This is a genomic window from Cryptosporangium arvum DSM 44712 (assembly GCF_000585375.1).
Taxonomy (GTDB): domain Bacteria; phylum Actinomycetota; class Actinomycetes; order Mycobacteriales; family Cryptosporangiaceae; genus Cryptosporangium; species Cryptosporangium arvum.
In genome coordinates this window covers 6,004,422-6,017,246 of the sequence record NZ_KK073874.1, presented here as the reverse complement: position 1 = coordinate 6,017,246, position 12,825 = coordinate 6,004,422, and the positions used below count along the sequence as shown (strand labels likewise).

At 73.5% G+C, this 12,825-nt stretch carries 9 protein-coding genes; 7 read left to right on the top strand and 2 right to left on the bottom strand.

Features of this window, described 5'->3' with window-relative positions:
* The first annotated feature begins 118 nt into the window (after positions 1-118).
* The 3 genes from CRYAR_RS27525 to CRYAR_RS27515 are packed head-to-tail and all read left to right on the top strand — an operon-like array spanning position 119 to position 3,967.
* The gene (locus tag CRYAR_RS27525; protein ID WP_051571021.1) at positions 119-1,540 is read left to right on the top strand and encodes an FAD-dependent oxidoreductase; all 1,422 of its coding nucleotides are present in this window, start codon (positions 119-121) and stop codon (positions 1,538-1,540) included.
* Positions 1,537-2,361 carry a hypothetical protein gene (locus CRYAR_RS27520; protein ID WP_157018107.1) on the top strand — a complete coding sequence of 275 codons (825 nt, stop codon included), beginning with the start codon at positions 1,537-1,539 and terminating at the stop codon, positions 2,359-2,361. The genes CRYAR_RS27525 and CRYAR_RS27520 overlap by 4 nt, the downstream gene beginning before the upstream one ends.
* A gap of 58 nt (positions 2,362-2,419) precedes the next feature.
* Positions 2,420-3,967, top strand: coding sequence for a GAF domain-containing protein (locus CRYAR_RS27515; RefSeq protein ID WP_035856286.1), 1,548 nt, complete (start codon positions 2,420-2,422; stop codon positions 3,965-3,967).
* An 8-nt stretch (positions 3,968-3,975) separates the two neighbouring features.
* Here CRYAR_RS27515 and CRYAR_RS49150 read toward each other — a convergent pair whose 3' ends face one another.
* Positions 3,976-4,431: a hypothetical protein gene (locus CRYAR_RS49150; RefSeq protein ID WP_035856285.1), complete on the bottom strand. Its 456-nt coding sequence runs from the start codon at positions 4,429-4,431 to the stop codon at positions 3,976-3,978.
* Positions 4,432-4,722: 291 nt separating this feature from the next.
* Between CRYAR_RS49150 and CRYAR_RS27505 the strand changes: the two genes are divergently transcribed.
* From CRYAR_RS27505 to CRYAR_RS49145, 4 genes are all read left to right on the top strand, one after another.
* Complete coding sequence (locus CRYAR_RS27505) at positions 4,723-5,283, top strand: hypothetical protein (protein ID WP_157018105.1); 561 nt, start codon at positions 4,723-4,725, stop codon at positions 5,281-5,283.
* Complete coding sequence (locus tag CRYAR_RS27500) at positions 5,280-6,815, top strand: aminotransferase class I/II-fold pyridoxal phosphate-dependent enzyme (RefSeq protein WP_051571020.1); 1,536 nt, start codon at positions 5,280-5,282, stop codon at positions 6,813-6,815. The genes CRYAR_RS27505 and CRYAR_RS27500 overlap by 4 nt, the downstream gene beginning before the upstream one ends.
* Before the next feature lie 25 nt (positions 6,816-6,840).
* A complete protein-coding gene (locus tag CRYAR_RS27495; protein WP_051571019.1) occupies positions 6,841-7,821 on the top strand; it encodes a nitric oxide synthase oxygenase in 981 nt (326 codons plus the stop codon).
* A 213-nt stretch (positions 7,822-8,034) separates the two neighbouring features.
* On the top strand, positions 8,035-9,780 hold the full coding sequence (locus CRYAR_RS49145; protein WP_063725770.1) for a DUF6328 family protein: 1,746 nt from the start codon (positions 8,035-8,037) through the stop codon (positions 9,778-9,780).
* Between the two features lie 110 nt (positions 9,781-9,890).
* Here CRYAR_RS49145 and CRYAR_RS27485 read toward each other — a convergent pair whose 3' ends face one another.
* A complete protein-coding gene (locus CRYAR_RS27485; RefSeq protein ID WP_035856283.1) occupies positions 9,891-12,743 on the bottom strand; it encodes a helix-turn-helix transcriptional regulator in 2,853 nt (950 codons plus the stop codon).
* Positions 12,744-12,825 lie beyond the last annotated feature (82 nt).

Below are 12,825 nucleotides of genomic sequence, written 5' to 3'. Positions count from 1 at the left end.
CCGTGGCGCGCTTTCACGGACACAGACCCGCGAGATCGCCGGGAAATACGGGGTGTGACCGCCGTCACCGTCAGCGCTCTGCCAGCGTTTCGCCAGCGGGTGCCGCGACGGTGTGCGCATGACCGACGTACTCGTGATCGGAGCCGGCCCGACCGGCCTCACCCTCGCCATCGACCTGGCCCGCCGCGGTGTGCCCGTCCGCATCGTCGACGCCGCCCCCGGCCCCGTCCAGGCCTCCCGCGGCAAGGGCATCCAGCCCCGCACCCAGGAGGTCTTCGACGACCTCGGCGTCATCGACGAGGTCCTCGCGACCGCAGCCCCCTACCCCCCGATGCGTGCCTACCGCGGCGACACCGTCGTCTGGGAGGGGACGCTCGGCGAACCACGCGCGGCCGGCGCCGACGTCCCGTACCCGAGCATCGTCATGCTGCCCCAGCAGCTCACCGAGCAGGCGTTGCGTCATCGCCTGGCCGCGCTCGGCGTCGAGGTCGAGTACGGGACGGCCGTCTCCGACCTGACCCAGGACGACGACGGGGTCACCGCCGCGGGCATCCGCGCGCGGTACGCGGTCGGCGCCGACGGCGGCCGCAGCACGGTCCGCAGGGCGCTGGGCATCCCCTTCCTCGGCGACACGTACGAGACCGAGCGCATGGCGCTCGCCGACGTGCGGTTCCCGGACGGCCGGCTCGACCGCGACCACTGGCACATCTGGGGCGACCTGGCCACCCAGGAGCTGACGCTGGGCCTCTGCCCGCTGCCCGGTACCGACACCTTCCAGCTCACCGCGCCGCTCGCCCCCGACGAGGAGCCCGGCGACCTGCAGCGCTTCGTCACCGAACGCAGCGGCCGCGACGACCTGGTGCTCGAAGCCGTCACCTGGCGCTCGCTCTACCGGGTGAACATCCGGCTCGCCGCGCGCTACCGCGACGGCCGCGTGTTCCTGGCCGGCGACGCCGCGCACGCGCACTCCCCGGCCGGCGGACAGGGCCTCAACACCGGGGTGCAGGACGCCTACAACCTGGGGTGGAAGCTGGCGGCCGTCCTCGCCGGCGCGTCCGCCGACCTGCTCGACACCTACCAGGCCGAGCGTCAGCCGGTCGCCGCCGACGTGCTCGGCCTCTCCACGCTGCTCCTCCGTGGCTCCCAGGACGCGCCTCGCCGCGGCCGCGACACCGACCAGCTCGACCTCCACTACCGCGACAGCACGCTGTCGGTCGACACCCGCCGCGCGCCGGGCGTGCTGCGCGCCGGTGACCGTGCCCCGGACGCGCCCCTCCCGGGCGGCACGCTGTTCGACCGCTTCCGCGGTCCGCACGCGAGCGTCCTCGCCTTCCGTCCCGCTCCGGCTCTCGATCACGCCGTCGAGCTGGACACCGGAGCGACCGCGGCGTACGAGTCCTACGGAATCGACCCGGAGGCCGGTGGCTACGTCGTCGTGCGGCCGGACGGGTACATCGGTCTGCTGGCCGACGACGCCGCCGCGGTGCGCGGCTACCTGGACACGGAACTGGACGGGAGCCACTACAGTCCCGTGCCGTGACCGCCCCCCGTACCGTCCGGCCGGGCCGACTGGTGTTCGCCGCCGCCCTGGTGCTCGGTGTCCTGCTCGTGCTCGACCTGGTGGTCTGCCGGCTGGTGTCGCCCGCGTTGCTCGGGCTGGTCGCGTGCGTGGCCTGGCACCGGTGGGGCCGGGTGTCCCTGGCGGTGCCGCTGCTGCTGGCGGCGGGGGTCTGGTTCGGGCTGTCGGCGCTGGGGTCGCTACCGCAGGAGCCCTCCGGGGCCACCGGCACGCAGGTGCTCAGCGGCGACCAGGCCGGCCCCGGGTACCGGGTCCGGCTGAGCGAGACCGGCTCCGACCGGGACACCCCGGGCACGAGCGGAGCCGCCGTCGACGCGACCGCCGCGGTGCTGGCGGCGGCTCCGCTCGTGCCGGGGGCGGATGCGGTCGGGGCGGCGGCCACCGCGCTCGCGCTCGCCGGGGTGGGGCTGGCCCGGCCGGGCTGGCTGCGTGACCTGCGGCGCCCGTCCTGGGACGTGCGTGAGATCGGCCTGCTCGTGGTGGCCGGGCTGCTGCCGTGGCTGGCCGGCTGGACCTGGCCGGTCGCGCTCGGGCTGGCCGCGGTGACGCTCTGGCTCGCCCGGGTGGGCCCGCCCGACGTCCGCCCCCGGTGGCTCGCCGGCGCCGTACTCGGCGCCCTGGCCCTGGCCCTTCTGCTGGCCGTCGCCCAGTGGGCCGCCCTCGGCACCGAGGGTTCGCCCACCGCCCCCGCGCTGCTCGCGGTGGCGTGCGTGCTCGTCGCCACCGGCCTCCGGACCGGAACGGGTGCGAAGCGGTGGGAACAAGGTTGTGATTTGCCTTGAGTGACGGAGTACGCCGCCGAACTGACACCTGAGTGGCGCTCTCAGGGAAAGGCACGGCATGGGCTGGTTCTCCCGGTCGGACGCAGGCCCCACCACGGCGTTCGTCGTGCCGCGCGACGTCGAGGCGCTCGAGCGGGTCCTGTCCGCGCTCGGGGAGGGCGTCGAGAGCCTCGAGGACGCCAGCGCGAAGATCGTCCGGGAGCTGGTCCAGGCCCTCAACCTCGCCTACGGGGCCTGGTGGTCGAAGGAGCCGAGCGGCCAGTACTCGCTCAGCGCCGAGTACGGCGAGCTCTCGAGCACGCTGCAGGCCGCGATCGGCGGGTCGGCGAGCATCCCCCCGGACGCCGGCCTGCTCGGCGTCGCGGTGAACAACCGCCGGCCGGTGATGACGAGCGAGGACCCGCACGCCGGCGACCGGTGCCTGCGCTGGGGCGCGGCCCACCGGGCCGGCATGATGCACGCCGCGTCGGTGCCGCTGCTGCAGGGCGGGACCGTCGTCGCCGTGCTGGAGTTCTTCGGCCGTGACCCGCTGCCCGCGTTCAGCAGCGACAAGTGGGCCGCGATCACCCGCATCGCGCTGATCGCGCGCAACAACGCGATCGCCGCCGCCGCGCTCCGGGAGACGCTCGAGGACCGCGAGGCGGTGACGACCGTCGTCACGAAGATCGGCGAGGCGACCGAGCAGGACTCCGCGCTGCGCGTGGCCCTGGACACCGTGCGGTCCGCGTTCGGCTGGGCCTACGGCTCGTTCTGGCAGCTCGACGAGCAGGAGAACGTCCTGCGTTTCAAGGTCGAGTCGGGCTCGGCCGGCGACGAGTTCCGCAAGGTGACGCTGGCCGCGACGTTCGCCGAGGGCGTCGGCCTCTCCGGCCGCACCTGGAAGGCCAGGGACCTGGTGTTCGTCCGCGACCTCGCGGAGATGACCGACTGCGTGCGCGCACCGGCCGCCCAGCGCGCCGGGGTGAAGTCCGGCGTCTGCTTCCCGATCCTCGACGGCGACCGGATCCTCGGCACGATGGACTTCTTCACGACGCGGGAGATCGAGCTCTCGCCGTCGCGGGCCGCGGCGCTGCGCAACGTCCAGCTGCTGGTGTCGCAGCGGATGCAGATGCTGCGCCGGGCCGAGCACGACTACGAGAAGGCCCAGGCGTTGCTGGGCAGCATCAACGAGCTGCGCCGGGCGTCGATGGACGCCAGCTCGGTCGGCGAGCAGGCCATGCGCGGCGCCAGCGCGATGACCACCGAGGTCGAGGCGCTCGGCAACGCGTCCCAGGCGATCGGCGACGTCATCCGCATCATCAGCGGCATCGCCGAGCAGACGAACCTGCTGGCGCTCAACGCGACGATCGAGGCGGCGCGCGCGGGGGAGGTGGGGCGGGGCTTCGCGGTCGTCGCGAACGAGGTCAAGGAGCTGGCCCGGGAGACCGCGGAGGCGACCCAGAAGGTGTCCGACCAGATCACCGGGATCCAGGCGAGCAGCCAGCAGGTCGCCGCCGGCATCCACGCGACCAGCCAGACGATCGGCGAGCTCGACACGGTGCAGGCGCGGATCAACGAGGTGCTGGAGGACCAGGCCCGGATGGCCCAGGCCTTCGAGACCTCCTGACCCGGCGGTCAGTACCCGGGCGGCGGGTAACCCCCGGGCGGCGGGTAGCCGCCGGGGCCCGGGGGAGGGCCGCCGGGGTGGTCGAGCATCGCCCGGACGTCGTCGCGTTTGAGCACCGTCAGCGCCCAGATACCGACCGGGATGCCGACCGGGAAGCAGCAGGACACCGGCACCATCGCGGCGATCGCGCCGGCCTGGCCGAGCGTCCGGGACCGGCCCCGCAGCAGCAGCACACCCGCGGTCAGGACCAGGGCGCCGATCGGCAGCGAGGCCACGGCCAGCAGCGTGTAGGTGAGGAACCCGGCGGCCTCGGCGTCGGACGTGAAGTTGGTGTCGCCGCTCTGACCGAGCCGCGCGACCCGGCCGCAACACGCGAGGACGGCGAACACCAGGTCGAGCGCGCCGACGACGATCAGCGCGATCGCGACCGACCGGACGGCCGTCGGTGGGGGCGTGGTGGACATCGGCCAGACCCTACCGGTCTGAACTTTCCGGCGGGCGCGTGCGTGCTCCTGCTGCTCCCTCCACGCTCACGCCGAGCGGCCACCGCACGCTCCACCGTTCGACCCATCGGATCGCCGTAGAACCGCCGACTCTGCAATGCAATTCCCGCAGACGTACGGCACGGCCGCGCTGCGCGCTTCGCGTCTACGTCAGTCGACCGATGTCTCATTACGCAGAGTGGGCGAGCGTATTCACAGCGACGGACACACCCGCCGGGGCCGAGTCCGTGAGGAAGTGGAGCGCTGATGGCCATGTATTCGACTTTGACCGCCGCGTCGGCACCAGCCGCCGTTGACGTCTTCCGTCTCCCCGCGGCTTTGACCGAGCCGACCGTGGCGTCCGTGCTGGCCGAACCGATCGTGGCCGGCAAGAGCTTCATCGAGTTCTCCCCGATGGGGCTCGTCGCGATGGTCGCGCTGACCGGCCTGGACCTGATCGGCAGCTACTGCGCGATCCGCTACATGGCCGACGGGCACCAGCTCTGGTGGTCGGCCGGCGCGATCGCCTTCCTGGGAGTGTTCGCCGTCTACGCCGCGAGCCTCCACTGGGCCGAGCTCGGCACCGTGACGCTCGGCTGGATCGTCGGCGTCCAGGTCGGGGTCCTGATCATGGACAAAGTCGCGAACGGCGTCGTGGTGCCCACCGGGAAGTGGTTCGCGATGGCCGCGATCTTCGCCCTGATGGCCTACATGATCTTCGCGCCCAACGGAAAGCCCACCAAATCCGTCTCGATCGCCCCCACCCCGAGCGCCGGCCCGTCCGGCGCGCCCGGCGGCACGGCGGTCATCGGTGAAAGGACGGCGAACCGATGACCGCCGTTGCCCTGCCCTCCGGAGATCGGCCCGTCCTCTTCGACGCGGCCCACAGCGCGGCCCCGCTGGTCGACGCGATCCTCCACTACCGAGGCCTGGAGACCGGCGCGCTGCACGTCCCCGGCCACGCCGGCGGACGCACGGTCGGCACCGGCCTGCGCGCCCTGCTGGGGAACACGTTCCTGGCCTCCGACGTCTGGCTGACCCCCGCGGACGCGACGAACGCCCGCCGCGAGGCCGAGGCGCTCGCCGCGGCCGCCTGGGGCGCCGACACCGCGTTGTTCCTGCTCGACGGCTCGTCCGGAGGCAACCGGGCGGTCCATCTGGCCCAGCCGAGCCAGCACGTCGTCGTCGCCCGCGACAGCCACACGTCCACGCTGGCCGGCCTGGTCCTCTCCGGCGCGACGCCGCACTGGGTCACCCCGCGCCTCGACGAGGGCGGCTTCGGCATCAGCCTCGGCATCGATCCGGCCGCGCTCGACGAGACGCTGACCGGGCTGTCCGCCCAGGGCCACCGGGCCGGGCTGGTGAGCATGGTCAGCCCGGGGTACGCCGGCGCGTGCTCCGACGTCCGCGCGCTCGCCGACGTGGCCCACCGCCACGGCACCCCGCTGATGGTCGACGAGGCCTGGGGCGCGCACCTGCCGTTCCACCCCGACCTGCCGGCGCACGCGATCTCGGTCGGCGCCGACGTGTCGGTCACGTCCGCGCACAAGATGCTCGCCGCGCCGTCCGGAGCCGCGATCATCTTCACCAGGGGCGACCGGTTCGAGGCCGACCGGATCAGCCGCGTGGTCCAGATGACCCAGACCACCAGCCCGCTGCTGCCGGTGCTCGCGAGCATCGACGACGCCCGCCGGACGATGGTCAGCCGCGGCCGCACCCTGCTCGACCGGACCCTGGAACTGGTCGCGAACGCCCGCCGGCGGCTGGCCGCGATCCCCGGTGTCCGGGTGGCCGAAGCCGAGGACCTCGGCGTCCCGGCCGAGCGGTTCGACCCGCTGCGCCTGGTCATCAGCGTCGCCGGGCTGGGCCTCACCGGTCTCGAGATCGAGAGGCTGCTCCGGACGCCCGGCCCCGGCCTTGGCACCAGCGGGCTGCTGCACCCGGCGGTGGCCGTGGAGGGCGCCGACGAGAGCAACCTGTTCGTCGCGATCACCACGTGCACCTCGCCGGACGTCGTGGACGCGCTGGTCACCGCGCTGCGGACGCTGTCTTGCCGTCCGCGCCGGCTGCTGCGCCCGGCTTGGGACGGCCGGCTGGTCGAGGCGCTGCTGGCGCCGCGCACCCAGGTCTGCACCCCGCGCGAGGCCCACTTCGCCGCGACCGAGACCGTCCCGCTGGAGCGGGCCGTCGGGCGCACCAGCGCCGAACCCATCACGCCGTACCCGCCGGGCGTCCCCGCGGTCATGCCCGGTGAGTGCCTCGACGGCGACGCCGTCGCCGCGCTGACCCGCGCGGTCGCGAGCGGAATGCACATCCACGGCTCGGCCGACCCCACGCTCGCCACGGTCTGCGTCCTGCGCGACTGAGTCCGACCACCGACGGAGGTGCCAAGTGCGAATCGACCTCGCCGCGGCCGACCGGGGGCAGCTCACCGGTCCGACCATTCCGACTACCGAGCAACTCGCCTGGGCGGCCAGGGTTGCCTGGGCGAACGCCGACAAGGGGATCGGCCGCCTGCGCTGGCGCGGCCTGCAGGTCCGTGATCTGCGTGGCGTCACCGACCCGGACGCGGTCGCCTCCGGGCTGGCCGAACACCTCCGGGTCGCCACCCGGGACGGGAAGATCCGCTCGGTGGCCACCGTGCTCGACCCGGCGGTGGAGATCCTCAACGAGCAGCTCGTCGGCTATGCCGGCTACCAGCAGGCGGACGGATCGATCCTGGGCGATCCACGCCACCTCGAGCTGACCACGCTCGCGCTGCGGGCCGGCTGGCCGGGCGGGCGCCCGGTGGACGGCGGCCGGCTCCTGCCCGGTCCGTTCGACGTGTTGCCGTTGCTGCTGCGCGTGCACGGCGGGCCGGTGATCGCCTACGAGCTGTCGCCCGAGCGCGTGCTCGAGGTCAACCTGGAGCACCCCGGCTACGCCTGGTTCGCCCAGCTCGGCCTGCGCTGGTACGCGGTGCCCGCGCTGGCACGCCACCGGCTGCACTTCACCGACGTGCTCGCCTACCCGGTCGCGTTCTCCGGCTTCTACGTCGCGTTCGAGATCGCGGCCCGGGAGCTCGCCGACCAGAACCGCTACAACGCGCTGCCGATGATCGCCCGCTGTCTGGCGCCGGAGGGCGCCCGCGCCGAGGGTTTCGCGCTCCAGGAAGCCGCTCGGGTTCTCCACCAGGCGATCCTGCACTCGTTCGGGCGGGCCGGCATGGTGCCGCCGACCGCCTCGGCCCGGCTGGAGATCTACCACCGGTATTTCCCGCGGCGCAAACCCGGCCCGCGGCCGATGTACCGGCCGATCGACGCGCCGTTCCCGTCCGGCGCGACCGCCGTGTCCACCGGGTACGGGCAGCGCCGGCTCGAAGCGGCGGTGTGACCATGCGCCACTGGGTGTCCCACCGTCCGTCCGCCGGCGACGTCCGGGTGTCAGACAGTCCACTGTGCCCGGTCTGTGGCTGCGCCCCGGACCCCTACGTACGTCAGCCGGTGCCCCGTCCGCGGGCGCTCCTTCGCGGCTACGTCAGTCGACCGATGTCTTCCGACTCGCGCTAGACGAGTCTTCTCCCAGCGAAGGAAGGGCGGGGTTGCTATGTCTGCGGAACTGACCACGGGCCGCTCGTCGGACCGGAACGAAAGACGGGACCCCCGGACGCAGGAAACCCCGACCCAGCGGTGGCACCGGAACTACCTGGAGATCCTGCAGGAGACCCGCGCCGCCCAGATCGGCACGCAGCTCCTGCTCGTGTTCCTGCTCACGCTGGCGTTCACGAGCGGGTTCGACGAGACGACCCGCTTCCAGCGGATGGTCTACGTGGTGAGCCTGGTGCTCGTCGCGGGCGCCACCTGCCTGCTGATCGCCCCGGCCCCGTTCCACCGGCTGGTCTTCCGGCGCCGGCTCGAGGCGCAGCTGGTGAAGGCGTCGAGCCGGTTCGCGTTCTGGGGTGTCACGTTGATGATGCTCGCGGTCAACGGCGTCCTGCTGCTGATCCTCGACGTCGTCATGGGCACCTCGTTCGCGCTCCCCATCACCGGTGGCACCCTGCTGTGGTTCCTGACCTGGTGGTACTTCGCTCCGGGATGGACCCGGCGAGGACAGAAACGACGTCGGAAGGAGGCCACGATCGTGGCACTGGAGGTCGCTAGCGAGAAGCTCCGCAGCGAGCGGGTGCGGAGCGAGCGGGTGAACGGAGATCATCTGGCCCGGGCGCTGGGTGCTCCGGCTCCGGTGGGCGCCCCGGCGCTGAAGCCACGGATGGTGGCCGGTCAGGAGCGGCTCCTGCCCGGGCCGCACCCCCCGCAGCTGCGTCCCGGCCCCACCTGGCCCGCGCCGCGGCTGCCGATGATGCCGACGCCGCAGCCGCCCCGGGCGGGTTCGGACCAGCTGGGGTACCCCGGTGGCCGGCTGCCGGCCCTCGGCTACGACCGCCCGTCGCCGCAGCCCGGTGCGGCGACGGGCCCCAACGGCCCGTACCCCCCGCGCCGTGCGAACGGTGGGAACGACCACGGGGGCCCTTTTCCCGGCCCGACCCCGGCCGCGCCGGTGAGCGGCGCGTACGGATCACCGTCGGCCCCGGTCAGCGGTGCCTACGGCGCCGGTCCGGCGATGCCGGTGAGCGGAGCGTGGGGTCCGATGCCGGTGAGCGGCGCCTATGGCCAGAGCGCACCGGCCCCGGGCGGCGCCCCCGGCCCAGTCAGCGGCCCCGTCGGCAGCGTCGGCAGCGCCCGCTCCGGCCCCGGGGACCCCATCGGCGGAGCTGACGTCCCGACCGGCCCGTACGCGGCGATCGACCCGCTGGGTCCGATCGCGCTGGGACAGACCGGCCCGTACGGCAACACGTTCGACGGTGCCGCCGCCCAGCAGCCCGACGGCTCCGGGTGGACCGCCCGCGCCGGGCGTCACCACGGGATCTCGCTGACCGACCTGCCGTCGGTCTACCACACCGGCGAGGTGCCGCTGCTGGGCCCGGAACCCGGGACGCAGCACGGCCGGTCCGGCGACGGCATGCAGCACGGCCGGGCCGACGAGGGCGTCACGCAGTTCGGCGTCGCTCTCCCGCTCGGCCCGGCCCCCACCGGCCTCCCCGCCCCGGGCGGGGAGGCCGCACCGACCCCGGCCGGGCCCTACAGCTCGGACCGGCCCGGCCAGTCGCTGGCCGCATCGACCCCGGCCGGCGCGGCCGGACCTGCCATTGCCGGCCCCGCCGTGGCAGGCCCCGCGCCGGTCGGTCTCACCGACACCGGTTCGATCCCGGTGCTGGGCGACGAGAACACCGACGGTGTCGTCGGCCGGGCCCGGGTGACACCGCCCCACACGCCCGGCCCGAAACACCACTGAAGCCCATCGCGGGGACCGAGGGACGGCACAGCCGGGGATCACGAGGGGTGATCCCCGGCTGAACCGTCTCCGGGGACCGTCTCCGGGAACGCCGCACTCGCCGGGCGCCGTCAGGCGTCCGGCGAGTTCTCGCTGCGCAGCGCCGCTTCGCGCGCCAGGTCAATCCGTGACCGCAGATCCAGCTTGCTCAGAATGTGCGAGACATGCGTGCTCACCGTCCGCGGCGAGAGGAACAGCTGCGCGGCGATCTGCGGGTTCGACATCCCCTGCACGACGAGCTCGGCGATCTTCGACTCGGTCGGGGTCAGGCTGTCCCAGCCGGACCGGGCCTGGCGGTGCTTGACCCGCGGCGCACGCCGGATGCCGTACTCCCGGAACCGGTTCTGCAGCCGGGCGGCGTCCCACTTCGCGTCGAGGACCTGGTAGCCGTCGAGCGCGCGGCTGAACGCGGTGCGGGCCTCGGCCCGTTCCCCGAGTTCGGCGAAGCGCGCGGCGGCGGCTTCCAGCGCGTTGGCACGGAAGAGCGGACGTCCGGCGACGAGGTACTGCTCGGCCGCCTGGAGCAGTTGTTGCGGATCGCCGTCGCGCAGCCCGCGGCAGTACAGCGCCGTGCCGATCCGGTGCGGGTTCGCGGAGCGGGCGGCTGCTTCCTCGGCGTAGCGCAGGACGTGCGCTGCGGCCTCGGTGTCGTGGCACTCCACCGCCAGCCGCATCGCGTCCGGGAGGAGCTCCTCCATCTCGTCGAGCTCCTCGACCTCACCGGTGAGGTTGGAGAGCAGACCCGCGAGCGCTTCCTCGGGCTGGTTGGCCTGCTCGGAGCGGAGCGCCCGCGCCAATGCGGGCGCCGCGATGACGCGTAGGCCGAGCAACTCCTCGTGCGTCTCGGAGAGTGCGAGGTTGTGCAGACCGGCCTCGGTGTCGCCGCGGTGGAGGTAGATCGCGGCCACCATGCCCCGGTGCTGGCAGGCCGAGGCCTGGTCCCGCGCGTCGTCGGGCGCCGCGTCCAGGTCGGCCAGCGCGTCGTCCCACTGGCCGTTCTCGAAGTACAGCTCGCACAGCCCCGTGTAGGCCTGGGCCAGCCGGATCGCGCTGCCGACCCGCTCGGCCTCGTCGCGCACCTCGCGGAGCGCCTCCAGCGCCTCGGGGTACCGGTCGAGGTCGCCGAGCCAGATCGCGCGGTTGATCTTCACCAGCAGCCGGAGATCGACGAGCGCTAGATCGTCGCCGGTAGCCGCAATGGCGTTGTCGTACAGCGCGAGGCTCTCCGCGCTGCCGCCGCCGGTGACGCTCGCGATCGAGAGCAAGTGGAGCGCCCACGCCAGCGCCCACCGGTCGTTGGACTCGATGGCGAGCGCGCGAGCCTGCTCGGCGGCTTTCTCCGCGAGCTTCACCTGACCGGCCACCCGGTGGGCGCGTCCGAGTGAAATCAGCAGGCGGGCGCGGTGCAGCGCGCCGAGGTTCGGATTGGCGAGCGCTTTCTGCAGCGCTTCGAGGGCGGTGGGGGTGTCGCCGACCTGCAGCTGTGCCTGAGCGTGGATCCAGTGCAGTTCGACGAGGATGTCGGGGTCGGTCACTCGATCGAGTGCCGAGACGGCCACCTCCACCGTGTCCAGCGGATTGCCGAGCCGGAACAGCGCGTTGGCCAGCATTGTGGACAGCGAGTCGTCCGCAGGGCGGGCCGGCCAGCTGGTAGTGGCGCGGCGGAGCAAGTCGGCGGCCGCCTGCGGCGCCTGCGCGACGAGCGCCGGGCCGGCCTCGGTCAGCCAGTCCTGCACCCACGGCTCGAGCGGGCCGAGCCGGGGACCGTTGGGATTGTCGGCCGAGAGCAGCTGCCGGGCGACGCGTTCGACCGGTGCGTGCGCCGCGGCGAGCGCCCGGCCGGCGTCGCGGTGCAGCGCGGACCGGACCGACGCCGGGAGCTCCTCGTAGAGCGCGGTGCGGATCAGCGGGTGCCGGAATCCGAGGCCCTCGGGCGTGTCGGCGAGGACGCCGGCGGAGAGGGACTCCTCCAGCGACGGGAGCAGTTCGGTGACGCTCTGCTTGAGCACCAGCGCCAGGTCGTCGACCGCGAACTGCACCCCGAGCAGCGCCGCCGCGCGCAGGATGCTGCGGACCTGCTCGGACAGGAACCCGAGCCGGTCGGCGATCGCGGCGGTGAGCGTGCGCGGAGCCGACCCGGAGGTGACGTCGACGGTGCCCGGCTCGGTCTCGGTGAGGTAGGAACCGCGGCTGAGCGCGCCGACGAGCTCGGTGAGGTAGAGCGGGTTGCCGGCGGCACCGTCGGCGAGGCGGGAGAGCTGCGCACCGGGCCGGGCGCCGGTCAGGCTGGTGAGCAGCGCCGTCACGTCGTCGTTGGCCAGTGGACTCAGCCGGACGAGCTCACCCGGTTCGACCGCCCGCCGCAGCGCGCGGAGGCTGTCGCCCTGCGGGGTGGGCCGGGCGAGCCCGAGCAGGAACAGCGGAAGCGGCAGGGGGAGCTGGCGGGCGGCCTTCGCCAGGCGGCCCCAGAGCGCGACGGTCGTCGGGTCGGCCCACTGCAGGTCGTCGATGACGACCATCGTGGGCGACTGCTCACACAGCTGCTCGACCAGAGCGAACAGCTGTTCGGAGGCCGCGGTGACCGCGTCGACCGAGCCGCCGGCCGAGAAGTCGCCCCGTAACAGCCGGAGGACCGAGCGGCGACGCGGGTCGGTCGTGGACTCGCGGACCTCGAGCGCGTCGAGGAACGGCAGCAGCGGCAGCGCCTGGCCGAGTTCGTCGCCCGCGCCACGGTAGACGGTGAAGCCGGCTTCGGCGGCCTGGATGGACACCGTTCGCATCAGCGTGGACTTGCCGATCCCGGGCTCGCCGTCGATGAGGACCGCGCGGCCGTCGCCCTGGAGGCAACCGGTGATCCACCGGTCGAACTTCGCGATCTCCGGGTCACGCCCGATCAACGAACCGGGGACCGGAGAGATCGTCACTGACCCAGGATAGGGCGCGGACGGAGAGTGAACAAGTGAGTCACGTTCCGGAGCGCGTGAACAACTCATGTCGTTCGGCTCA